This is a genomic window from Plantibacter sp. Leaf314 (assembly GCF_001423185.1).
Classification (GTDB): Bacteria; Actinomycetota; Actinomycetes; order Actinomycetales; family Microbacteriaceae; genus Plantibacter.
On record NZ_LMOB01000003.1, the window covers coordinates 347,601 to 371,580 of the forward strand.

Consider the following 23,980-nt stretch of genomic DNA (forward strand, 5'->3'; position numbering starts at 1 on the left):
GGGCCGGCTAACGCAGGAGCCCGAAGACCAAGCCGACGACGAAGAGTGCGAGCGCGCTCCACATGAGGATGTCGTCGAGGCTCATCCGGACGGCGAGGCGCCGACCGCGGGTGCTGACCCGGCCGGCCGCCGTCTTCGTCGAGGCCGATTCGTCCGCCGCGGCGCTCCGTCGGTCACCTCGGGTCTCGCGCCACCGTGCCCAGCGTTCGACGCGGTCGTCGAGCGCATCGACGGCGTCGGCGATGTCCCGCCAGTCCTCCGGTCTGGTCGTGACGAGGTCCTTGGTGGTCACGAGGAGGAGCCAGTCGTCGACGATCTCCACGTCGAAGCCCCGCACGTGGTCGAGCAGGCGTGCCATCACGTCGGGCGTGAACAGGTAGAGCGCGTCGGCCTCGTAGCCGATCGGGCAGTACAGCTGGAAGTGGCGGTCGAACCCGCCCTCGAGGCTGAGGCGCTGCGCGTCGGCCGGGGCGCCGGCACCGGTCATGCCTCGGCGGCGGCCGTCCTGGGCGCGCAGCAGGATGTGGGGGAGCGCCACGGGCATCCGGAGCGCGCAGTAGCCGCCGAAGGGGGCCGCGAGGTTCTTGCGGTTGCCGATGACCTCGTAGTTCGCCATCTCGATGCCGCGCGGCTCCCGGCTCCGGAACACCCGGTGCAGGTTCGCGGACCCGCGGCTCCACCAGGGCATGTCGCGCTGCAGGGCGATGGGACCGACCCGGTAGTCGAACCCGTTCGCCTGGGCGAAGGCCGCGAGACGGAGGTGCGTGCGTTTCAGGGTCCTGCGCGACCAGACCCGGACCGTCATCCGGACGAGGATCACGGCGAGGAGGATCATGACCACCACGAGGGTGCCCATGCCGAAGGCGATCCCACCGGCGTTCCGGCCGCCCTGCGCGTAGGCGAGCAGGCCGACGAGTCCGAAGAAGAAGATGCCGAACAGCCCGCCCAACGCGCCGAGGGTGGTGGTGAGCCGTCGGAGTCGCCCGATGCGATCGCGTGCGTCGCGGTCCTCCGCCACGAAGGCCGGCCACTGCGCTCGGACCTCGTGGCCGGGAAACGGTCGGGTGAGCGCACTCGTGTCGAGTGGTTCGGGGAGCGCCTGCACGTCCTTCAGCCTACTTCCGCGCTCGTGGCCGGAAATCAGCGAGGCATGGCCGGGAATCCCTCGGCGCGGCTCGGGCCACGCGCCAGAATGAAGGCATGACCGAACAACGCGCCGTCCTCGATGCCTCCGTCAGCTTCCTGAACGGCGGTGGCCTCGCCGTCGAGGACTTCCGCCTCGACCTGCCACCCGCCATCGCCCAGGCGAAGGGGAAGGCGCAGCAGCAGGAGGTCGGCCGGCTCCTCGTCACCCACCTCGGGCTGGCGATGGTCGGTGAGATCCGCATCACGAAGCTCGAGATCGTGCGCGAACAGCACAAGGGCTCGCGCGGCATCCTCGCTGCAGCGGCGGCCGCGGGGCTCGAGCTCCCCGCTGAGACGACGGCTGAGACGCAGCGGCGGCCGCGCCCGGAGGGACGGCTCGTGGAGCTGAGCCACCCGATCCGCGCCGGACTCCGCACCTACCCGGGCCTGCCGGAGCCGGTGATCCGCCCCTTCCTCACGCGCGAGGACTCACGCGCGAACTACGCGGAGGGGACCGAGTTCGCGATGGACGTCATCGAGATGATCGGCAACACCGGCACCTACCTCGACAGCCCGTTCCACCGCTACGCCGGCGGAGGCGACCTCGCGAGCCTGACGCTCGACCGACTCGTCGACCTCCCAGCCGAGGTCTTCCACCTCGAGGACTCGTCCGAGCGCGGCATCGGCGCGAACGTGTTCCTCGACCGCGAGCTGCGCGGGACCGCCGTGCTCCTGCACACCGGCTGGGACCGGCACTTCGAGAGCGACGCGTACCGCTCGAACGCGCCCTTCCTCGCGGAGGACGGTGTCCGACACCTCGTCGAGCAGGGCGTGGTCCTCGTCGGCATCGACTCCATCAACATCGACGACACCGAGGCGGGTTCCGGCGGAGCGCGCCCGGCACACTCCCTCCTGCTCGACGCCGGGATCCAGGTGGTCGAGCACCTGACCGGTCTCGAGCAGCTGCCCGCGAGCGGCGCGACGTTCACCGCCACCCCACCACTCGTCGAGGGCTTCGCGACGTTCCCGGTGCGCGCCTTCGCCCGCCTGCCCTAGGCCCGGGACCGTCGCCGTCGGACGGGCGCTCCGGGCACCCGTCCGACGGCGTCCGTCACTCCTCGATCTCGGCGCGCAGGAGCGCGGCGTCCGTGTGCTGCTCCAACCGCTCGTGCGCGTCGGCGAGTTCGGCCGTGACCGTCGTCCAGTCCGGTGAACCCGCAGGCAACCTCCCGCGCGCGGAACGGAACAGCTCGACCGCGCCGAGGTGGTCGTCGACCGCCGCACGTGATCGCGCCCCGAACACCTCGGCGACCGCGGCACCGTTCTCGTCACCGGCCGCCACGAACCCCGCCGCCGCGCGACGGGCGGTCGCCGTCGCGTCGTCGGCCCGTCCGAGCGCGCCGAGGGCCCTGGCTTCCGAATCGGTGATGTCCGCCACGAGCCACGCCGCCTCGTGCGCGGTCGCGAGCCCGCGGGCCTCCTCGAACCAGGGGAGCCCGGTGTCGTCGCCGAACGCCGCCCGTGCGCTCGCCGCCCGCTGGAGTGCCTGGACGAGCAGCTGCGGATCCTCGAGACGACGCGCTGCCGCGAGGGCCTGGTCGACGACCTCGACCGCATCGTCGTCCTCGAACTGGAGGAGCAGGGTGCTCAGACCGAAGCCCGTGCGGATGACGACCTGGTCGTTCCCGACCGCGGCGGCGTCGTCGAGCGCAGCACGCCACACCCCGTACGCCATGCCGTGTTCGCCGATCATGCGCGCCGCCTCGCCCATGTTCGCGAGGAGGTCCGCGAGTTCACCGGGGGCCGCCTGCTCGCGCCGCGCCTGGTAGACCTCGTCATAGTGCTCGAGGGCCGTGGCGGCGTCGCCGGCGAACTGCAGGTACCGGGCCAGCTGCAGGGTGAGCGAATCGACGTCCTCGACCTCGGCTCGCCGAGCATGCGTGATCGCGAGCTGCATCCGGGCCGCCGCCTCGCGGTCGCGGTCGGCGTCGCTCAGGAGCGCGGCCGAGAGGGTGCAGGCCTGGATGATGCCGAGCCGGTTGCCGAGCGTGGTCTGGAGGCCGACGAGCTCGTCGGCGAGGGCGACCCCCTCGGCGAACGCCCCGGCTCCGCCGAGCATGCGGGTGCGGAGGGTCAGCGCCGGGAGCCGGACAGACGCCCGCTGCCCGGGCTCGAGGAGTGGGTCGAGGAGCTCTTCGGCCTCCTGGATCCGTCCGGTCACCGCGAAGAGGTGGGCGTGCAGCAGCCGCGCCGGTGGACCGGCCTCGCCGGGATCGTCGACGGCCGCGGCGAGGACGGCCTCGCCGGCGAGTCGGTCGGCGATCCCCATGAAGCGCTCCGCCGCCTCCTGCTCGGTCTGCTGCCCGGCGAGCTCGAAGGCATGCCGGGCGGTGATGACCAGGGTGTGGATGAGCCGGTCGGGATCGACGGGGACGAGGCGGGCCTCGTCGAGTTCCGCGAGCAGCGCCGTGAGTCGGTCCTCCGTGGCCGTGCCGAGGAGCGCTGGACCGAACCGGCCCTCGAGCTCGGCGACGGCGTTTCGGCCGGCGGCACGGAGGGCGATGCCGCGGTCGGTCCACGCAGTACCCGCGCGTCCCTCGTCGCCCTCGATGACGGCCGCTTGCGTGATCACGCCGAAGAGCCCGGCGCGGAGGTTCTCGTCCGGGTCCGACTCGTCGGCGAGCAGGGCGAGACCCTGTTCGGCCGCGACGATCGCCCCCGTGGTGTCGGCGCTCTGGAGGAGGGCCGAGGTGCGTTCGCGCCACTCGGCGGCGGAGGCCGCCGGCTCCGGTTCGACGACGGGTGCGGCGAAGCCCTCGACGGAGAGCGGGAGGTCCCAGTGCTCCGTCGCGAGCGCGCGAGCCGCCTCGAGCCGCGCGGTGCGGAAGTCGTTGCCGTTCCGTTCGTCGAACGCCCGGGCGAGCCGTTCGGCCGAGGCCCACGCCCGCTCGGCGATCGCGGCCACGGTCCAGTCCGCGTCGTCGCGCGGGGCACCGTCGGTGGCGTCGGCCGGCGCCACCCCGAGGTATCGCGCGAGCTCGGGGGCGTCGGCGCCACGCACCGGCAGCCCACCGTGGCCGGCCCGCGTGACCGCGTCGAGGAGCACGCCGACCGCGGTGAGGCCGTCGGTGTGCCCGGACAGGTTGATGGGGTCGTTGACGAGGGTAGGGAGGTGACGCTCGAGCATCGCGAGGCCACGTGCCTCGTTACCGGTGACCGCGCAGAAGATCAGGTGGTCGGCGATGATGCCGAAGCCGTCCGCGTTCGAACGCGCCACCCGGTAGCTGCGCTGGTGGGCCGCCTTGGCGTCGTCGAGTCGGCCGGCGCGCAGGTAGGGGAGCAGCGCCTGGGCCTCGCTCGTCTCCGGCTCCTCGCCGCAGCTCATGCGGTTCTCGAACATCTCGTCGTAGATCCGGATCGCCTCCTCGTCGTGCCCGCGGAGCTGATGGAACCAGGCGTCCTCGTTGCGGACGCAGGCCTCGCAGTGGCTGTACCGGTCGTCCTCGATGCTCGACCGGCGTTCGAGGAGCGTCGCCGCCTCGTCGAGCCGTCCGGTGACCGTCGCGATGTGGAACTGCGACTGCACGACGCCGCTCATCGTGGCACCGGCCGCCGCGTACCTGGCCTGCATGTCCTGGTGCATGGCCTCGATCTGCGCGAGCGAGAAGGTCGGGTTCGTCGACAACCGTCCGGCCATCCACTTGTACTGGAAGAGGAGGTCGCAGCCGTCGACCGTGATCGGGAAGCGCTGCGGGTCGGCGTCGTGCTTGCCGACGCACCACCCGAAGGAGCTGAACATGGTGTCGGTGTCGCCCGTCATGTGGGCGGACTGGGTCAGCCGCATCCGGGTCGCGTACGCGGCCTCCTCGTCGCCGGCCGCGTCGGCGCGTCGCAGCGCCTCGTCGAGGAGCGCGCGCTCGGCGGGGCCGCACGGCAGGGTGTCGGCCTCCGCGAGGAGGTCGTCGACACTCGCGTCGGGGTCGAGGTCGGTGGAGACGGGGGTGGTTGCGGAGTCGTTCATCGGAGTTCCTTGTCGTCGAGACCGACACTGAGGCCGATCAGGTCGGTCATGGCTGCGTCGAGCATGCGGCGGTCGCGGGCCTCGAGCGGGCGGTGGCCGGCGAGGAGCGCCTGCACGTAGAGGAGTTGGATGCTGCGCTCGAACACGAGGTCGTCGCCGAGCGTGGCCAGCCGGCGCACGAGCGCCGCGTTCCAGTTCAGGCACAGGCGTGCCGCGGCCGTCGCGTCGCCGTCGTCCGGTTTCGCCTCGGCGAGGAAGGAGTCGACCGCGCCGACGACCTGGGACCAGATGCCGGGGGCGACGGCGGCCGCACGGTGGCGTTCGAGGCGGCGGAGCACCGAGGGGTCGGCGACGTACAGGGCCGCGAGATCGTCGGGGCGGTAGCGCCTGACGGACACCCGGCACTCGACCTCGTCGAGCACGCGGCTGGCGCGGTCTTCCAAGGCGGTCGTCGTGGCGAGGTCGTCGAGGTGGGGTGGCTCGAGGTTGTCGAGCTCGTCGGCGACCGTCACCCGTTCGACCCGGACGCCGTCGATCAACGACGGCAGGCGCTCGAGGATCTCCTGGTCGTAGACGTACCCGCCGTTGACGATCGGGGAGGCCGGGGCGACGACCGCGGCGATCTGCCGGAACTCGTCCCGCGTCGCGGTGTACCGGATGACCCCGGTCTGCGAGAGGTGCTCGTCGATCGTCATGGTGCCGGCGGAGGTCTCGATCGGCAACCACCGGACCACCGCGGTCGCGAGGTCGTCGTCGTGCGCGGCGATGGCCTTGATGCCGAGCTGATGGACGCCGATGAACTCCTGCAAGCGGTGCGGGCGCTGGCGGGCGAGGTCGAGGATCCAGCGTCGGAGCGCGGCGCCGATCGCCTCCCGCGTGAACTCCAGAGCGTCGTCCTGGACGAGTTGTTCGCGCGAGGCCGTCGGGCGAAGGCCGGTGGTGTCGACGATGCAGCGGACGAAGAACGCCCAGTCCGGCAGGAGGTCGTCGACCTGCTCGCTCAGGAGCATGCCGCCCAGGTAGACCCGGCTCGCCTGCCGTGCACCCGGCGGCGGTGGCGAAGGCAGGACGAAGGCGGTGCCCCGGGTGTCGGTGCCGGGCACCACGATCTCGACGGCGTCGAAGGGGCGTGTGCCGAGGAGCTCCTCGCCGAACGCGAGCAGCTCCTCCCGCGGGGTGGTCGTTGGCGTGCGGAACACCGGCTCGACGTTCACCCGCGTGGTGGTCGACGTCGTCGGGTCGGCCACATCGACGTCGAGGTCGAGGTACCGCCCGAAGCTCGTCGCCAGGCCGAGGACCGCCCCGTGCCCGAGCAGGCCGCCGTCGTGGAGCGGGCCGTCGAGGCGCGGCTCCAGCAGCACCTCCGAGCCGATCGGGCGTGCGGCGGTCGTCTGCTCGTCGAGTTCCCGGATGGTGAAGGTGCCGTCGGTGTGGCCGATCCACTCGATGGCCGGTCCGCCGCGGGCCGAGCGGCTGTGGACGGTGATGGTGTCGGCGACCATGAAGCAGCTGAGGAGTCCGATGCCGAACCGGCCCAGGTAGTCGCCGCGCTGGAGCTCGTCGAGGTCGCCGCGTTTCGAGCTGCGCCCGACCGTGGCCAGGAGTTCGGCCGCCTCGTCGCGCGTGAGCCCGATCCCGTTGTCCTGGAAGCGGAAGGGCGAGCCGGCGCCGCCGGGTGAGCCAGCCACATGCGGGGTGATGAGCAGCGCGCCGGAGGGTGCCGTCGGGTCTTCGGCGCGACGGGCGGCGACCGCGTCGCGACCGTTCTGCAGGAGTTCGCGCAGGTAGACGCGCGGGCCGGAGTAGATGTGCCGGCTCAGCAGGTCGACGACTCCGCGGAGGTCGACCTGGAACGGCAGCGGGGCTCGGGCGTCGTCTGGCATGGCTCTCTTCCGTCGGCGGCTGCTGCGTCGGAGACCGGCGGGCCACCGGTTCCGGTCAGGCGGCTTGGCGGACGTCTCGACCGCGGTCACCTGCAGCCGGAACAGCCTAGCGGGCGTCGCGAAACGGACGCTGGGTCCCTCCTGCGGGAACGGCGCGGTCAGCCCGCCGCACAGCGGCTGTGGAGCGAGATCGCGACGGATCAGGCGTCGGATGTCGTCGCGGAACGGTGCCACCGGCTGCTAGCCTTGATCCTCGTTCTCGAATCGATTCGACATCGGTTCCGCACCGCCTCCCGCACCGCCGCCCGCTCCACCCACACCTCGCTAGGAATCCGTACACCCGTGCACACCGCAGGAATCACCGTCGTCCACCCGGGCGACTCGCTCTCAGGCCGGCAGCGCCTCGTCTACATCCTCGTGCTCGGCGCCCTCACCGCGCTCGGCCCGTTCACGATCGACCTCTACCTGCCCGCGTTCCCCATCCTCGAACAGGATCTCGACGTCCCGGTCAGCCTCATCCAGTTGACCCTCACGGGCACGACCATCGGGTTCGCGGTCGGGCAGCTCTTCATGGGGCCGTGGAGCGACAAGGTCGGTCGTCGCCTGCCGCTCATCCTCGCGACGAGCATCCACATCCTCGCCTCGGTCGGTGCGGCCTTCGCACCCGACATCGGCTGGCTCATGGTGTTCCGGGTCCTGCAGGGTGCCGGTGCCGCAGCCGGCGGTGTCGTCGCGATGGCGATGGTCCGCGACCTCTTCGGCGGGAAGCCCCTCGTGCGGATGCTGTCGCGCCTGGCGCTCGTCAACGGCCTCGCGCCGATCGCCGCCCCGGTCATCGGGTCCCAGCTGTTGCTCGTCCTCGACTGGCGGGGGCTGTTCGTCTTCCTCGCCGCGTACGGCCTGTTCGTCGTGGTCGCGGTGTCGCTGTGGATCGTCGAGACCCTGCCGCCGGCACGGCGTCGCGACGCCGGTCACAGCACCGTGCGCGACCGCTACCGTTCGGTGTTCAGTGACCGCGTCTTCGTCGGTGTCGCCCTCATCGGCGGCATGAGCTTCTCCGGGCTCTTCGCCTACCTGTCGAGCTCCTCGTTCCTGTTCCAGGAGGTCTACGACTTCGACGCGCAGGAGTATGGGCTCCTGTTCGCCGTGAACTCGCTCGGGATCGTCGCCGGCGTGCAGATCTCCTCGCGCCTCATGCGCTGGTACGGTCCGCAGTGGATCCTCGCCTGCACCACGATCGTGCAGCTCATCTCCGCGCTGACGATCGTCGCGCTCACCATGGCCGACGTCGGGTTGTTCGGGGTGCTCGTACCCCTGTTCTTCTTCATCCTCTCCTGCGGGTTCGGATTCCCGGCGGTCCAGGTCCTCGCCCTGGCGAACCACGGACACGAGGCCGGAACGGCGGCGTCGCTCCTCGGCGCGCTCAACTTCGGTCTCGCCGGGATCATCTCGCCCATCGTCGGGGTGTTCGGCATCGGCACCGCGATCCCGATGGGCACGGTCATGGCCGCCACCTCGGTCGTGTCGGTCTGCGCCCTCTGGTTCATCGTGCAGCCGAAGAAGGTCCCGGCGCTCGCCGGCTGACGCATCTCTTGTGCTGCGCCAGCGCGGTGCGCTGACGCGAGCGCGGGGCTACGGCTCGAGCGCGGTGCTCCGGAGGGGCGCGCTCACCGCGCTGACCCGCGCCGGCGCCGATCCGGGTGTGCTCGCGCCACCGCACCGCGCTGGCGCCGGTTTCGGTGTGGTCGCGTCGCCGCACCGCGCTGGAGTCCCTGGCTGGACCGTGGGCTCGGGCGACGACCCCCGCTCATACTCCGGGGTCGATGCCGTCCACGTAGGTCCAGGCACCGGTGTCCTTCGAGAACCGGCTCCGCTCGTGCTGGCTCCCGGCGGAGCCGCGGACGCCCGGGATCTTGTGGTGCGCGACGAACTCGACCATGCCCTCGGTGTCGAGCAGACCGCCGCGTGCCGTGGCGAGGATGTCGAGTCGGTACCAGCGGAGCGTGTCGTCGAGCTCGAGCGCAGCCGGTCTCGTGCTCGGGTGCCACGTGCGGAGGAGGTAGCCGGCGTCGCCGACCGCGAACGCCGAGAAGCGCGACCGCATGAGCGCCTCCGCCGTGGCAGCCGCAGCCTCGCCGCGGTGCAGCCGTCCGCAGCAGGCGCCGTAGGTCTCGCCGGAGAGGCACGGGCATCGGGCGTCGTCCGCAAGGTGTGCGGTCGGGTCGTCGGCGGTCATCGTCCCAGTATCACCCGCGCCCGCGTCCGCGTCGTGACCACGGGGTTCGTGCGGCTCCATCCGCTGGGCGCAAGCCCGCACGTGATCCATGCCGAACACGGCATGATGGGACGATGACGGCACCTGACGACCACGATGACCCCGCAGCCGGACCGGCTCCGGAGCTCCACGAGAGCGTCCCGCCGACGCTGGACGAGCAGGATGCACTCGCGATGGACCCCGATCCGTCGTCGATCCGACCCGACCCGAAGCTGGCCGCGAAGGTGTCCCGCCGGTGGCCGCTCATCAGCGGTGCCATCGCCGTGGTGCTCGTCCTCCTGCTCGGCGTCCTCCTCTTCCAGCGCGGGCCGAACGCCCCGTTCGGGTTCGACGAGGAGTGGATGCAGGAGGTGCTCGAGGAGCGTTCCCCGTGGCTCGTCCAAGCAGCGCTCGTCATGAACTGGTTGGGCGGCGGCGTCGTCGCGATCTTCATCGTGCCGCTGCTCGGGATCGCCGTGCTTCTGCTGCTGCGTCGCCCCTGGGCCGCGTTGTACTTCGGACTCGTCTCCGCGCTGAGCGCCGGTGCCGTGCAGGTCATCAAGAACATCGTCGGGCGGTCGAGGCCCGAGGACATCCTCGTGCACGCCGACTTCGGGTCGTTCCCCTCCGGCCACAGTGCCAACGCCGCGACCATCGCGGTCGCGTTCGGGATCATCTTCCCGCGCGTCTGGGTCTGGCTGATCGGGGTCGCCTACACGCTGCTCATGATGCTGTCGCGGACCTACCTCGGCGCCCACTGGGTGAGCGACACCGTCGGCGGGCTCCTCCTCGGTGCCGGCGTCGCGCTCATCGTCGCAGTCCCGCTGCTCCAACGGATGTCGGCGGAACCGAAGAAACGCGTCCCGCTGGCCGACGCCTGACGGACCCCGACTCGGCCAGCTCGCGGTCGGGTCAGCGCGGTGCGCCGGCCCGAAACCGACCGCACCGGCGCGAGCGCGTGGCTCCGGCGTGAGCGCACCCCTCCGGAGGGTCGCGCTCACGCCACAGGCCCGCGCTCGGTCCAGCGCACCGCGCTGGCGACGGCCACCATCCGCAGGCGGGTCACGCCGGGGGCGACGCCGGACGGGTAGTCTGCTGACAGCTGAGCCGGGCCGGGAGGAGACGCGTGTCGATCACGATGCATGACGTCGCCGCGCGCGCCGGTGTCTCCATCAAGACCGTCTCGAACGTCGTCAACGACTACCCCTACGTCAGCGACGCGACACGCTCCAAGGTGGAGCAGGCGATCGCCGAACTCGGCTACCGGCCGAACCTCTCCGCCCGCAGCCTGCGTTCCGGTCGCTCGGGCGTCATCAGCCTCATCATCCCCGACCTCCGCAACGCCTACTTCGCCGAACTCGCGGATGCGGTCATGCGCCAGGCGCGGGCGCGCGGGCTCTCGGTCCTCATCGAGCAGGTCGCCGGTGGTCGCGACGTCGAACTCGAGATCCTCCGCGGCCCCCGCATGCAGCTCGTCGACGGCATCCTCTACAGCCCGCTCAGCCTCGACCGCGAGGACAGCGCCCTCCTCCCCGACGGGCCGATGGTGGTGCTCGGCGAGCAGGTCTTCGACGGCGAGCGCGACCACGTGACCATGGCGAACGTCGACGGCGCCCGCGCGGCGACCGAACACCTGCTCGCCCTGGGGCGGCGCCGGATCGTCGCCCTCGGCACCGACCCCCACGACACCCTCGGGCCCGCGGAGCTGCGGCTGCAGGGCTACCGGGAGGCGCTCGCCGCGGCGGGCATCGAGGCCGACCCGGACTACGTCAGCACGGTCGTCAGCTGGCACCGGAGCGACGGCGCGAACGCCATGCGTGAGGTCATCGCCTCGGGGATCCCGTTCGACGGGGTCGTGGCGTTCAACGACGCGATGGCGCTCGGCGCGATGCGGGTGCTGCAGGACGCCGGGCGGCGGATCCCCGAGGACGTCGCGATCATCGGGTTCGACGACCTCGACGAGACGCGCTACGCCCTGCCGGCCCTGTCCACGGTCGACATCGGCCGCGAGGAGATCGCCGAGCGCGCGGTCGAGCTGCTCATCGAGCGGATCGGTGAGACGGGCGAGCCGCAGGCACCGCGCGCGGTCGTCAGTGGCTTCCGCGTGGTGCCGCGGGAGTCGACGGCGCCGAGGGGCGGGGCGACGACGTCCGCGACGGACGTGGCCGGCGGCCGGAGCGGGATCCCTTCAACGTTGTAGAGTGCGTACCGAGCGGCCGATGCGGTCGCCGCCGAGGAGGATCATGGCGACCACCCTGCACGACGTGGCGAAGCTCGCCGGTGTCTCCGCCAAGACCGTCTCGAACGTCGTCAACGACTACCCGCACATCAAGGCGGCGACGAAGGAGCGGGTGCTCGCCGCGATCGCGGAACTCGGCTACCGGCCGAACCTCTCCGCCCGTGGTCTCCGCTCCGGTCGCTCCGGCGTGATCAGCCTCATCGTCCCCGACCTCCGCAACGCGTACTTCGCCGAGCTCGCCGACGCCGTCATGCGCGCGGCCGCCCGTCGCGGCCTGTCCCTGCTCATCGAGCAGAGCGGTGGAGGCCTGGCGCGCGAGGCGGACCTGCTGCGCGGGGCCCGGCTGCGGGCCGTCGACGGTGTCCTCTACAGCGCGTTGCAGCTGAGCGACGACGACCTGGCGGTCATCGAGGACGTCTCCATCCCGATGGTGCTGCTGGGGGAGCGGATCTTCAACGCGCCGAACGACCACGTCACCATGCGCAACACCGAGGGGGCCCGGGCCGCGACGGAGCACCTCCTGTCGATCGGGTGTCGGCGGGTCGTCGCGTTCGGCGCCCACCGCGGCGACCTGGTCAGCTCGGCCAGTCTCCGCTTCGCCGGCTATCGCGCCGCACTCGAGGCCGCCGGTCTGCCCGTCGCCCCCGAGCTCGTGCGCGACGTCGCGGTCTGGCACCGCTTCGACGGTGCGGTCGCGATGCGGGAGATGCTCGACGAGGGCCTGCGGTTCGACGGGATCGTGGCGTTCAACGACGCTCTCGCCCTCGGAGCGATCCGGGTCCTCGCCGAGCGCGGGATCCGCATGCCGGAGGAGGTCGCCGTCATCGGCTTCGACGACATCGACGAGGGCCGGTACTCCCTGCCGTCGCTGTCCACGATCGCGCCCGGCCGCGAGCAGATCGCGTCCACCGCCGTCGACCTCCTGGTGGAGCGCATCGAATCGGCCGACGACGACGCACGGCCCGCTCGCCGGGTGTACGCCGACTTCCAGCTCGTCCAACGCGAGTCGACCACCCGCTGACGACCTCCCGCTCCGGCGTGCATCGTCGCGCTTGACAGCCCGGGGACCCGCGGGCAGACTGCAATTACAACGTTTACCTTCAACGTTGGAAAACGACGACGACGTCCATCGAAAGGACCGCCCATGGTCACCGCACGCCTCGCGATCGACCCGAACGCAACGGTCGCCCCCGTCAACCGCCGGATCTTCGGCTCGTTCGTCGAGCACCTCGGTCGGTGCGTCTACGACGGCATCTACGAGCCCGGCCACCCCACGGCTGACGCCGACGGCTTCCGCGGCGACGTCGTGGAGCTCGTCAAGGAACTCGGCACGAGCACCATCCGCTACCCGGGCGGAAACTTCGTCTCCGGCTACCGCTGGGAGGACGGCGTCGGCCCCCGCGAGGACCGGCCTGTGCGTCGTGACCTGGCCTGGCACTCGCTCGAGACCAACCAGGTGGGCGTCGACGAGTTCGCCAGCTGGTGCAAGCTCACCGGCAGCGAGATGATGATGGCCGTCAACCTCGGTACCCGCGGGGTCCTCGAGGCGCTCGACCTCCTCGAGTACACGAACCACCCGAGCGGCACGGCCCTGTCGGATCAACGCATCGCCAACGGCGCCCCGGAGCCCTACGGCATCCGCATGTGGTGCCTCGGCAACGAGATGGACGGCCCGTGGCAGGTCGGCGCGATGTCCGCCGACGACTACGGCAAGCTCGCCGCCCGCACGGCGTCGGCGATGAAGATGGTGGACCCGAAGCTCGAGCTCGTCGTCTGCGGCTCGTCCAGCTCCTCCATGCCGACCTTCGGTGACTGGGAGCGCACCGTCCTCGAGCACAGCTTCGACTCGGTGGACTACATCTCCTGCCACGCCTACTACCAGGAGCGCGACGGCGACCTCGGCTCGTTCCTCGCCTCCTCGCTCAACATGGAGTACTTCATCCGCACCGTCGTCGCGGCCGCCGACCACGTGCAGCACAAGCGCCACTCCGACAAGCAGATCCAGCTCTCCTTCGACGAGTGGAACGTCTGGTACCTCGACGAGTGGAACGCCATCGAGGGCACGATCGAGGAGTGGGCCTACGCGCCCCGGCTCATCGAGGACGTGTACTCCGTCGCCGACGCGGTGGTGTTCGGCAACCTGCTCATCACGCTGCTGAAGCACAGCGACCGGGTGGGTTCGGCGAGCCTCGCGCAGCTCGTGAACGTCATCGCCCCGATCATGACGGAGCCGGGCGGGGAGGCGTGGCGGCAGACCACCTTCTTCCCGTTCTCGGTCACGAGCCGGCTCGCCGCCGGTGTGGTGATCGCACCGCGCATCGAGGTCGCCAGCTACGCCACGAAGGTGCACGGCGACGCACCGCTCGTCGACTCGGTCGCCACGTACGACGCTGAGGCGGGGACCGCTGCGGTCTTCCTCGTGAACCGCAGCCAGGACGAGGCGATCACGGTGACCGTCGACGTCTCGGCGCTCGGCGTCGGGTCCGTCGTCGAGGCGACCGGCATCCATGACGACGACGTGTACGCGAAGAACACGATCGACGACCGCGAGCGCGTCGGCCTCGTCGCCAACGAGAGCGCCGTCCTCGCCGACGGCACCCTGACGATCACGCTGCCGCCGGTGTCGTGGACGGCGGTCGCGCTCGGCGCCTGACGCGTTCGGGGGTTGTGGTGCACAATTCAGGACGGCCGCGGCGTGGCGCCTGCCGGGGGCCGGCTCATGCACCGACGCGCCGGGCCGGTCCTGAGTTGTGGACCTGGTCGAGGGCACCCGAGGGCGACGAGTGGGGAACCCCCTCGTCGCCCTCGTCGTGCAGCCCTACAATCAGCACATGACGGCTCGGGGATCCTACGCGAAGGGCGTCGCGCGGCGGGAGGAGATCCTGCGCGTGGCCCTCGCGGTCTTCGCGCGCGAGGGGTATCGGGGCACGTCGTTGCGCGAGGTCGCCCGCGAGGTCGGGGTCAGCCTGCCCGGGCTCATGCACTACTTCGCATCGAAGGAGCATCTGTTCGCCGCGATCCTGCGGGTCCGCGACGCGGTCGATTCCGAGGAGTTCGCGGCGACCGGGTCGCAGGACGCGATCGAGGGGCTCGTCGCCGTCATGCGGCACAACAGTGACGTCCCGGGACTCGTGGAGCTCTACCTCACCATGGCCGCCGCGGCGGGTGATCCGGCCCACCCGGCCAGGGAGTTCTTCGTCGAGCACGTCGCCGGGGTGCGGCGGAGTCTCGTCGAGGTCGTGCGTGAGCGACAGGCGGAGGGCGTCGTGCGGGCGGAGCTCGACGCCGAGCACGTGGCGCGGATCATGATCGCCATCGCGGACGGGCTGCAGGTGCAGTGGAGTCTCGATCCGTCGATCGACATGGGTGGCGACCTCGAGCGCGCCTGGCACCTCCTCGTCCGGGACGACGCCGGCGCTGTGCGCTGACGCGAGCGCGGGGCTCCGGCGCGTGAGTGTTCGGGACGACGCTGGCGCGGTGCGCTGACGCGAGCGCACCCCACCTGCGCGAGCGCGGGTCTTCGGAGGGGCGCGCTCACCTCCATGACCCGCGCTCGCGTCAGCGCACCGCGCCGGCGCTCCACCACGGGTGTCGGGTGGATCCGTGAAAACCTATTGACCACTCGGGTTTCATGGATATACTCAAACCCGTGCAGTGATCGGTTTACCGCGATCGCGCCAGCACCGCACCATCCGTGGACCAGAGCCGGTCCGCAGCTCAGCGTTGAGAGGAATCCGGATGTCCACCACCCCCCGCGGCCCCAAACCCACCGGCCAGCGAGCCTCGAGCGGCCCCTACATCAGCCTCGTCACCGGCCCGAGCGGCCCCACGGAGCGGGCGTCGAAGCGGGTCGTCAGCACGATGGCCCTCGCCCAGTTCGGCCTGTTCGTCGCCTTGCTCGCGCCGGTCACGGTCAGCCTCGCGCTGAAGACGCAGCAGCTCGTCCCGGGCGATCAGGCCGCCGTCGTCAACGGCAACGTCCTCTCGATCGCCGCCCTGTTCGCCCTCGTCGCGAACCCGGTCATCGGCCGCCTCTCCGACCTGACGCTCTCGCGCTTCGGCCGTCGTCGTCCGTGGATGTTCCTCGGTGCGATCGGCTTCGTCGTCTCGCTCACCATCGTCGCGCTCGCGCCCAGCGTGCCGGTGCTCATCGTCGGCTGGTGCCTCGCGCAGCTTACGGGCAACGCCATCCTCGGCCCGCTGCTCACCACGATCGCCGACCAGGTGCCGCCTGAGCAGCGCGGCAGCGTCTCGGCGAACGTCGGCGTCATGCAGAACCTCGGCATCCTCGCCGCAGCGTTCGTCGCCAGCTGGTTCGTCACGAACATGGTGCTCCTCTTCGTCGCACCCGCCGTCTTCGCGCTCATCACCGTCTGGCTCTACTGCTTCGTCCTGCCCGACCGCCCCATCACCAAGCGTCCGGACGTCGGCGGGTGGAAGGGACTGCTCTTCACCTTCTGGGTGAACCCGCTCAAGCACCCCGACTTCGGTTGGGTCTGGCTCTCGCGGTTCCTGCTCACGCTCGCGTCCTTCCTCTTCGTCGCGTTCCGGCTGTTCTTCCTGCAGGAGGAGGTCGGGCTGACCGAGCAGGAGGCGGTCAACACCCTGACCCTGGGCGTCCTCATCTACACGATCGCGCTCGTCGTGCTCGCGAAGGTCGGCGGCTGGCTCTCCGACCGCATGCTCAACCGCAAGGTCTTCGTGATCGGCTCGACGGTCGTCTTCGCGCTGGGGCTCGTGCTGCTGGCCCACACGACGACGGTCCCGATGTTCTACGCGGTCGAGGCGATCATGGGCGCGGCGTACGGCGTGTACGTGGCGGTCGACACGGCGCTCGTCGTGGACGTGCTCCCGAACCCGGACGACGCGGCCAAGGACCTCGGGGTGCTGAACATCGCGAACGCCCTGCCGCAGTCGCTCGCCGGAGCCGTCGGTGCGGTCCTGCTCGGGCTGGGCGGGCTCGGCAACAACTACACGGCGCTGTTCTGGGGCGCCGGCGTCATCTGCGTCCTCGGCGCGCTGACGATCCTCCCGGTCCGGCACCGCATGATCCGCAACGCCGACGGCACAGTGACCGGGTCCATCGCGACCCGCGGCTGAGCGACCGCCACCAGCCTGCCCCGCGACAGCACTCACGCGCCAGCACTCACGCGCCAGCACTCCCGCGAGACCACCACCATCACCACAGACGCCAACGTCGGCGTCGGAACGGACGGCAACACCATGACCGCACCAGCGCTCTCCGTGCAGCTCTACAGCATCAAGGAGCACCTCGACCACGGACTCGACGCCGCGCTCGCCCGGCTGGCCGGGATGGGCCTCCGCGACGTCGAAGCCTTCGACTTCGTCTCCCGGGCCCCAGAGCTCCGCGAGGCGTTCGACCGCCACGGGCTCGCCGCCCGCACCGGCCACGCCACCCTCCTCTCCGACGAGATCCGGTTCGGCGACCAGGTGATGCCGGTCTCCTCGCAGGAGGACGTCTTCGCCGCCGCCACCGCGCTCGGCCTCGAGATCGTCATCGACTCCTTCGTGAGCCCCGACCGCTGGCTCGACGAGGCCGCGGTCGCGGACACCGCCGCACGCCTGAACGACGCCGCCGAGCGCGCAGCCGACCACGGGCTCCGCGTCGGGTACCACAACCACTCGCAGGAGTTCGTCGCGTCCTTCGGCGGCCGGAGCGCGTTCGAGGTCTTCGCCGAGCAGTTGCGTGACGACGTCGCGCTCGAGGTCGACCTGTTCTGGGCGGCGACCGCCGGGCAGGACGTCCCGGCGCTGCTCGCCCGGCTCGGCGACCGGGTGCAGGCGCTCCACGTGAAGGACGGTCTGCTCCCCGCGGACCCCTTCGCGCCGGGGGCCGCACCGTTCGCGCCGACGAGCCTCGACCAGCGCCCGTTCGGGCAGGGCGAGGTGCCGCTGCGCGAATCCCTCGCTGCGGCACCATCGGCCCGCTTCGCCATCATCGAGTTCGACCACTACGGCGCCGGCGACATCTTCGACGGCATCCAGGCGAGCGTGGACGCGCTCGTCGCCGAACAGCTCGTCTCGACCGAAGCGGTGGCCCGCTGATGCTCGCGGCAGCGGACGGCACGATGCCCACGGCAGCGGACGGCACGCGGACCCGCGCAGCGCAGGGCAGCGGCCCCGTCGGCGTCGGGTTCATCGGCACCGGCATGATCAGCGACACCTACCTCGAGCACCTCACCGCGTTCCCCGACGTGACCGTCGTCATCCTCGGCGACCTCGACGTCGACCGCGCGAAGGCGCAGGCGGAGAAGTGGGGTGTCGGCGCGTGGGGGACCGCCGCCGACGTCATCGCCCACCCGGACGTCGAGCTCGTCGTCAACCTCACGATCCCGGCCGTCCACGCGCAGGTCGCCTCCCAGGTGATCGCCGCGGGCAAGCACGTGTGGACCGAGAAGCCGATCAGTGTGGACCGGGCGAGCGGCCTGGCACTCCTCGAGCAGGCGGACGCGGCCGGCCTCCTCGTCGGCATCGCCCCCGACACCGTGCTCGGCCCCGGCGTGCAGTCCGCGCGTCGCGCGATCGCCCGGGGCGACATCGGGCAGCCGCTCACGGCGCAGACCGTCATGCAGTACGCGGGCCCGGACATCTTCCACCCGAATCCGGAGTTCCTGTTCGCGAAGGGCGGTGGACCCCTGTTCGACATGGGCCCGTACTACCTCACGACGCTCGTGCAGGTGTTCGGGTCGGTCGCGTCGGTCTCCGCTGCGGGATCCCGTGGGCGGGCGACGCGCACGGTCCAGCAGGGCGATCGAGTCGGTACGGAGTTCGCCGTCGAGGTGCCGACGCACGTCAGTGCGATCGCCCGCTTCGTCGACGGCGGGGTGAGTCAGAGCGTGTTCAGCTTCGAGTCACCGCTCGCCAAGATGGGCGTCGTCGAGATCACCGGCACGGAGGGGACCCTCGTGATCCCCGACCCGAACATGTTCACCGGTGAGGTGCGGATCACCCGTGCGGCACCGATGGAGCGCATGCAGCAGGAACCGGAGTGGGAGGTCGTACCGACCGAGGGGGTGCTCGCGGGCCGGGGGACGGGCGTGCTCGACCTCGCGCGCGCGATCCGCTCGGGCGGTCAGCCGCTCGCTTCGGGAGCGCTCGGGTACCACGTGCTCGACACGCTCGTGTCGATCGACGAGTCCGTCGTCTCGGGCGAGACCGTCCAGGTGGAGAGCCGGGTCGCACCGGTGCCGCTCGTGGCCGAGGACTGGGACCCGTTCGCCGCGACCCTCTGAGCTGAGCGCTGAGCGGAGCCGGGCCGGCACGGGCCGGCAGCAGAGCCCGACCGACTCGGCAAGCCCCCGGTGGTGTCCGTCGTCCCGCGTACCCTGAGGCGATGGACACCACCGGTCGGCGCGTCGCCGAGCACGACGATGCAGCTGCTCCCGCTCGCCGTCGGTGGATCCTCACCGGGCAACTGGGCCCGGCGTTCGACGACGGCGGGCCGATGCTGCTCGTCGAGTCGCGGTCGACCTTCACCAAGCGACCGATGCACCGGGCGAAGGCCCACCTCTTCCTCTCGGCGATCCGGCATCGGGCCGCCGAGCTGGGCGACCGGGCCGAGTTCCACCAGGTCGACCGGTACGAGGACGTCATCGACGTCGGTGCGGACCTCGAGGTGATCGATCCGCCCTCGTGGACGGCTCGGCGGTTCGTCCGTGAGCGCGGTCTCCGGGTGCTGCCGAGTCGCGGCTTCGTGACCTCGGAGCAGGACTTCGCGGCGTGGGCGTCGACGCGGGACGGCAAGCGGCTCCTCCTCGAGGACTTCTACCGCACCGTCCGTGAGCGCACCGGCATCCTCATGCGCGGCGATCAGCCCGAGGGTGGACGCTGGAACTACGACCACGACAACCGGAACCCGCCGCCGAAGGGCGCCGCCCGGCTCGGCCTGCCCGAGCCGTTCTGGCCGGCGGAGGACGACATCGACGCGGAGGTCCGGGAGGACCTCGACCGGTGGCAGCGCGACGGGCTGGTCCAGCTGGTCGGCGACGACGGACCCCGACGCTTCGCGGCCACCGCGGCCGAGGCGGAGGCGGCGCTCGCGGACTTCATCGAGACGAGGCTCGGCGACTTCGGGCCGTTCGAGGACGCCATGCTCGGCGGCGACTGGACGATGGCGCACTCCCTGCTGAGCGCGCCGCTCAACCTCGGCCTGCTCGACCCGCGCGATGCCGTCGAGACCGTGGTCGCGGAGTACCATGCCGGTCGCGCACCCCTGGCGAGCGTCGAGGGATTCACCCGACAGATCATCGGCTGGCGCGACTACGTCTGGCACCTGTACTGGCACCTCGGCGAGCCGTACCGCACGAGCCACAACGCCCTCGGAGCGCACGAGCCGCTCCCCGCTGCGTTCCGCGAACTCGACGCCGCCGCCATCCAGTCGAACTGCCTCCGCGAGACGATCGACGGCATGCGCCGCCACGGGTGGGCGCACCACATCCAGCGGCTCATGGTGCTCGGCAATTGGGCCCTGCAGCACGGGTACGACCCGGTCGCGCTCAACGACTGGTTCATCGACATGTTCGTCGACGGCACCCCCTGGGTCATGCCGGCGAACGTGATCGGGATGTCGCAGCACGCGGACGGCGGGATCGTCGCGACGAAGCCATACGCGTCAGGTGGTGCGTACATCGACAAGATGTCCGACTACTGCGGGGGTTGCGTCTTCAACCCGAAGGTGCGGTTGGGCGACGACGCCTGTCCGTTCACCGCCGGGTACTGGGCCTTCCTCGACCGCGTCGAACCGCGCATCCGACACAACACGCGCATGGCGCAGCCACTCGCCGGACTCCGTCGGCTGTCCGACCTGGCCGCCGTCGTCGACCAGGAGCGCACGCGCGAACAGTGGTGAGCGGTGCGGCCGTCCCGCCCTCGCGCGACCCCTCGACCGGTGGGGAGCGCGTCGCTAGGCTCGGCACATGACGCCCAGTGATGCAGCATCCGACCCGCAGATCGCCGCACTCCAGGCTGCCGCCGAGCAGGCCCAGGCCGAACTCGAAGCCGCCCAGGCGCAGGCGGCGCTCGCCGCGGCGAAGGTGAAGGCCGCCGAAGCGGCGGCGGCGCTCGCTGGAGCCGGGATCACGGCGTCGGGCGGGGCACCGGGCACTGCTCCGGCCAGCGCTCCGGGCGAGGCGCCCACCACCGTCGTCCCGTCGGCGGCGGTCGCGGCGACTGCTGAACCGCTCGCTACCGATGCGCTCCCCGCCGATGCGCTCACCTCCGACACGATCGGCCCCGGCCCCCTCGGTCTCGACGACGTGGTGCGGATCCGCGACGGCTACGTCGTGCACGGCCCGGCGCTCGAGATGGGTGCGCTGGTCAACGGAGATCCGCTTCCGGGCGTGCAGGTCCGCATCCCCCTCAGCGTCATGAACCGGCACGGCCTCGTCGCCGGCGCCACCGGCACCGGCAAGACCCGCACCCTCCAGGGGCTCGTCGAGCAGCTCTCCGCCGCGGGGGTCCCGGTGTTCGCCGCCGACATCAAAGGCGACCTCTCCGGCATCGCGACGCCGGGGGATTCGAGCCCCAAACTGCTCGACCGCACGCGCGGCATCGGCCAGGACTGGACCCCGGCCGCCACGCCCACGGAATACTTCGCGCTCGGCGGGGTGGGCAAGGGCGTCCCCATCCGGGCGACCATCGCCGCCTTCGGCCCGCTGCTGCTGAGCAAGGTCCTCGGGTTGAACGCCACCCAGGAGTCGAGCCTCGGTCTCGTCTTCCACTACGCCGACCAGGCCGGCCTCCCGCTCCTCGACCTCAGCGACCTGCGCGCCGTCCTCACCTATCTCGCGAGCGACGACGGCAAGAGCGAGCTGAAGGACCTCGGCGGCCTGTCCGGCGCGACCGTCGGGGTGATCCTGCGCGAACTCATCACCTTCGCCGACCAGGGCGCCGACGTCTTCTTCGGGGAACCCGAGATCGACACCGCGGACTTCATCCGCCTCGACCCGAGTGGTCGGGGCATCGTCAGCCTCCTGGAGGTCCCCGGGGTCCAGGACCAGCCGGCGCTCTACTCCACGTTCCTCATGTGGTTGCTCGCCGACCTCTTCAACACCCTGCCCGAGGTGGGCGACCCCGAGAAACCGAAGCTCGTGTTCTTCTTCGACGAGGCGCACCTGCTTTTCCGTGACGCGTCGAAGGACTTCCTCGCGCAGATCACGCAGACGGTCCGGCTCATCCGCTCGAAGGGCGTCGGGATCTTCTTCGTCACGCAGACGCCGAAGGACGTGCCGGGGGAGGTGCTCGCGCAGCTCGGTTCGCGGGTGCAGCACGCCCTCCGCGCCTTCACCCCGGACGATGCGAAGGCCCTGAAGGCGACGGTGTCGACGTACCCGACGTCCGGGTACGACCTCGGCGAAGTGCTCACCTCCCTGGGTACGGGCGAGGCGGTCGTGACGGTGATGAACGAGAAGGGTGCGCCGTCGCCGGTCGCCTGGACGAGACTGCGCGCGCCGGAGGGGCTCATGTCGCCGACACCCGATGCCGCGATCGACGCGACCATCGCTGCGTCCCCGCTCCTCGCTCGGTACGGGACGCCCGTCGACCGGGAGTCGGCGCGGGAGATCCTGACCGCGAAGCTCGAGGAGGCGAACCAGGCCGCCCTCGCCGCGGAAGCAGAGCTCGAACGTCAGCGCATCGCCGCCGAACTCGCGAAGCAGCAGGCCGCGGCGGACAAGGCGCAGGCCGCCGCCCAGCGGAAGGCGGACGCCGAGTACGAGCGGCTCCTCCGGAAGACCGCCGGGACGACGAGGCGGACGTCCACGAGGTCGACGTCGAGTTCGTCGAAGAGCCCACTCGAGGAGATCCTCGGGTCGAAGGCGACGCGTTCGATCCTCACCGGCGTGGTCGAGGGGATCTTCGGGACGCGCCGCCGCCGCTGAACCCGGGCCTCAGCGAGCGGCACCGAGGGCACGCTCCGCGAGGAGACCCACCGCGATGATGTCCCGCGCATCCTCGTCGACCCCGTCCTGGAGTGACCAGACGGCGGACAGCGCGGACCGGGCGACCGACCACGCGAGGATCGTGCTCCGGTCGACCCCGAGCGAGCGACGCAGCAGCTCCACCCGCTGCTCGAGGTGTCGGGGGTCCTGCGCCGTCGCCCGGTCCGGGTTCGCGAGCATCGCCGCCGCGTCGAACGCCCGATGGCCGACGATGCCCTTCGGATCGATCGCCCGCCAGTCACCGGGAGCGAATTCGAGCACGTTCTCGTGGTGCAGGTCGCCGTGGAGGACCACCGTGTCGGCGGGCGTCGTGTCGTCGAGGAGGCGACGCGCGAGGATCCGCCCGCGACCGAGGAACGCGGCGCTCGCCGCATCGTCGGTCAGTGCGCCGAGTGCCGCAGCATCGGTGAGCAGCAGCGCGCGGAACCACTCGTCGAGCGAGGGGAGCTCGGTGAGGACGTCGCCCGTGTCGTGCGCCGTGGTCGCAGCGGGCGCCGGAGCCGCGACGGCCCCGTGCAGGACGCCGAGCACCGAGCCGAGCACCCCGATCGCGCCGAGGTCGTCACCCGCCCGGGTCAGCGAGGTGAGGTCGCGCCCGCCCACCGCGCGTTCCAGGATGACCGAGTGCTCGTCGGCGGCGAACACCGCCGCACACCCGACGCCACGCCAGGCGGCGAGGAGCCGCCCACCGAGCGCCTCCTCGTGGACGAGGGGGACCTTGAGCATCGCCGATCGACCGCGGTGCGTCACCGGGAGCAGATGGCTCGACGCCGTGACGATCGGGTCGCCGTCGCGGACGAGTCCCCACTGCCCGACGGCGGCGTCGACCGTCCCCGCTCGCCACTCCATGGGAGCCACCCTAGACAGCCGGGCCGGGGTCTAGGCTGGCGCGGTGATCGAGATCCGCGCCTACCGCCCCACCGACCGTTCCGCCGTCGCGACGATCTGCACCCGGACCGGCGACTCCGGGGCGGACGCGACCGGGCACTTCAGCACGGACGAGCTGCTGCCGGACGTCTACGCGCTGCCCTACGTCGACCACGAGCCGGAGCTGGCGCTCCTTGTCGACGCCGGTGCCGGCCCGATCGGCTACATCCTCGGGACGGCGGACACCGTCGCCTTCGACCGGTGGTTCGTCGAACGCTGGTGGCCGACGGTCGTCGGGAAGTATGCGGCGGCCGCATCGTCCGGCGCGGCCTCCGAGCAGGAGCGTGGGATCGTCCGCTCGGCCACGGAACGGATCGGCCTGGCGCCGGAGCTCCTCGCGCAGTACCCGGCGCATCTGCACATCGACCTCCTCCCCGAGACGCAGGGGATGGGGCTCGGGAGGCGGCTCATCGACGCGTTCTGCGGTCTGCTCGCGGAACGCGGTGTGCCGGGGGTCCACCTCGGGGTCGGCGTCTCGAACACCGGCGCACAGCGGTTCTACGAGCGGACGGGCTTCACCCGCGTCGACGGCGATTCTGGCGCGCACTGGTACGCGAAGGCGCTCTGACGCGA

At 71.4% G+C, this 23,980-nt stretch carries 18 protein-coding genes; 13 read left to right on the forward strand and 5 right to left on the reverse strand.

What is annotated here, in order from left to right:
* Nucleotides 1-7: 7 nt before the first annotated feature.
* Complete coding sequence (locus ASF68_RS17730) at nucleotides 8-1,105, reverse strand: hypothetical protein (protein ID WP_056014273.1); 1,098 nt, start codon at nucleotides 1,103-1,105, stop codon at nucleotides 8-10.
* 95 nt (nucleotides 1,106-1,200) lie between these two features.
* On the opposite strand from ASF68_RS17730, the gene ASF68_RS17735 reads away from it, so the two are divergent.
* Nucleotides 1,201-2,181 carry a cyclase family protein gene (locus ASF68_RS17735; protein ID WP_056014276.1) on the forward strand — a complete coding sequence of 327 codons (981 nt, stop codon included), beginning with the start codon at nucleotides 1,201-1,203 and terminating at the stop codon, nucleotides 2,179-2,181.
* A gap of 55 nt (nucleotides 2,182-2,236) precedes the next feature.
* Here ASF68_RS17735 and ASF68_RS17740 read toward each other — a convergent pair whose 3' ends face one another.
* Nucleotides 2,237-5,146, reverse strand: coding sequence for a hypothetical protein (locus ASF68_RS17740; RefSeq protein WP_056014279.1), 2,910 nt, complete (start codon nucleotides 5,144-5,146; stop codon nucleotides 2,237-2,239).
* The gene (locus ASF68_RS17745) at nucleotides 5,143-7,029 is read right to left on the reverse strand and encodes an HSP90 family protein (protein ID WP_056014744.1); all 1,887 of its coding nucleotides are present in this window, start codon (nucleotides 7,027-7,029) and stop codon (nucleotides 5,143-5,145) included. The genes ASF68_RS17740 and ASF68_RS17745 overlap by 4 nt, the downstream gene beginning before the upstream one ends.
* A gap of 342 nt (nucleotides 7,030-7,371) precedes the next feature.
* Between ASF68_RS17745 and ASF68_RS17750 the strand changes: the two genes are divergently transcribed.
* Nucleotides 7,372-8,613, forward strand: a complete 1,242-nt coding sequence (locus ASF68_RS17750) for a multidrug effflux MFS transporter (protein WP_235526870.1) — start codon at nucleotides 7,372-7,374, stop codon at nucleotides 8,611-8,613.
* Between the two features lie 223 nt (nucleotides 8,614-8,836).
* On the opposite strand, the gene ASF68_RS17755 is transcribed toward ASF68_RS17750, so the two are convergent.
* On the reverse strand, nucleotides 8,837-9,265 hold the full coding sequence (locus tag ASF68_RS17755; protein WP_056014282.1) for a YchJ family protein: 429 nt from the start codon (nucleotides 9,263-9,265) through the stop codon (nucleotides 8,837-8,839).
* A gap of 113 nt (nucleotides 9,266-9,378) precedes the next feature.
* Here ASF68_RS17755 and ASF68_RS17760 point away from each other — a divergent pair, with 113 nt between their 5' ends.
* The 10 genes from ASF68_RS17760 to ASF68_RS17805 all read left to right on the forward strand — a co-directional run bounded on the left by ASF68_RS17760 (nucleotide 9,379) and on the right by ASF68_RS17805 (nucleotide 22,420).
* Complete coding sequence (locus ASF68_RS17760; protein WP_235526871.1) at nucleotides 9,379-10,164, forward strand: phosphatase PAP2 family protein; 786 nt, start codon at nucleotides 9,379-9,381, stop codon at nucleotides 10,162-10,164.
* A 245-nt stretch (nucleotides 10,165-10,409) separates the two neighbouring features.
* Complete coding sequence (locus ASF68_RS17765) at nucleotides 10,410-11,483, forward strand: LacI family DNA-binding transcriptional regulator (protein WP_082498794.1); 1,074 nt, start codon at nucleotides 10,410-10,412, stop codon at nucleotides 11,481-11,483.
* Nucleotides 11,484-11,526: 43 nt separating this feature from the next.
* Nucleotides 11,527-12,543 carry a LacI family DNA-binding transcriptional regulator gene (locus ASF68_RS17770; RefSeq protein WP_056014285.1) on the forward strand — a complete coding sequence of 339 codons (1,017 nt, stop codon included), beginning with the start codon at nucleotides 11,527-11,529 and terminating at the stop codon, nucleotides 12,541-12,543.
* 123 nt (nucleotides 12,544-12,666) lie between these two features.
* The gene (locus ASF68_RS17775) at nucleotides 12,667-14,175 is read left to right on the forward strand and encodes an alpha-N-arabinofuranosidase (protein ID WP_056014288.1); all 1,509 of its coding nucleotides are present in this window, start codon (nucleotides 12,667-12,669) and stop codon (nucleotides 14,173-14,175) included.
* A 178-nt stretch (nucleotides 14,176-14,353) separates the two neighbouring features.
* Nucleotides 14,354-14,950 carry a TetR/AcrR family transcriptional regulator gene (locus tag ASF68_RS17780; RefSeq protein ID WP_056014753.1) on the forward strand — a complete coding sequence of 199 codons (597 nt, stop codon included), beginning with the start codon at nucleotides 14,354-14,356 and terminating at the stop codon, nucleotides 14,948-14,950.
* A gap of 310 nt (nucleotides 14,951-15,260) precedes the next feature.
* On the forward strand, nucleotides 15,261-16,622 hold the full coding sequence (locus tag ASF68_RS17785) for an MFS transporter (RefSeq protein WP_082498795.1): 1,362 nt from the start codon (nucleotides 15,261-15,263) through the stop codon (nucleotides 16,620-16,622).
* Nucleotides 16,623-16,745: 123 nt separating this feature from the next.
* Nucleotides 16,746-17,588 (forward strand): sugar phosphate isomerase/epimerase, encoded by an 843-nt coding sequence (locus ASF68_RS17790; protein ID WP_056014290.1) that lies wholly within the window; start codon nucleotides 16,746-16,748, stop codon nucleotides 17,586-17,588.
* 23 nt (nucleotides 17,589-17,611) lie between these two features.
* Complete coding sequence (locus tag ASF68_RS17795) at nucleotides 17,612-18,775, forward strand: Gfo/Idh/MocA family protein (RefSeq protein WP_056014759.1); 1,164 nt, start codon at nucleotides 17,612-17,614, stop codon at nucleotides 18,773-18,775.
* Nucleotides 18,776-18,876: 101 nt separating this feature from the next.
* Nucleotides 18,877-20,391, forward strand: a complete 1,515-nt coding sequence (locus tag ASF68_RS17800) for a cryptochrome/photolyase family protein (protein ID WP_056014293.1) — start codon at nucleotides 18,877-18,879, stop codon at nucleotides 20,389-20,391.
* A gap of 67 nt (nucleotides 20,392-20,458) precedes the next feature.
* Complete coding sequence (locus ASF68_RS17805; protein ID WP_056014296.1) at nucleotides 20,459-22,420, forward strand: helicase HerA-like domain-containing protein; 1,962 nt, start codon at nucleotides 20,459-20,461, stop codon at nucleotides 22,418-22,420.
* 9 nt (nucleotides 22,421-22,429) lie between these two features.
* On the opposite strand, the gene ASF68_RS17810 is transcribed toward ASF68_RS17805, so the two are convergent.
* Nucleotides 22,430-23,329 (reverse strand): aminoglycoside phosphotransferase family protein, encoded by a 900-nt coding sequence (locus ASF68_RS17810; RefSeq protein ID WP_056014299.1) that lies wholly within the window; start codon nucleotides 23,327-23,329, stop codon nucleotides 22,430-22,432.
* A gap of 43 nt (nucleotides 23,330-23,372) precedes the next feature.
* Here ASF68_RS17810 and ASF68_RS17815 point away from each other — a divergent pair, with 43 nt between their 5' ends.
* Nucleotides 23,373-23,975 carry an N-acetyltransferase gene (locus tag ASF68_RS17815; RefSeq protein WP_056014301.1) on the forward strand — a complete coding sequence of 201 codons (603 nt, stop codon included), beginning with the start codon at nucleotides 23,373-23,375 and terminating at the stop codon, nucleotides 23,973-23,975.
* Nucleotides 23,976-23,980 lie beyond the last annotated feature (5 nt).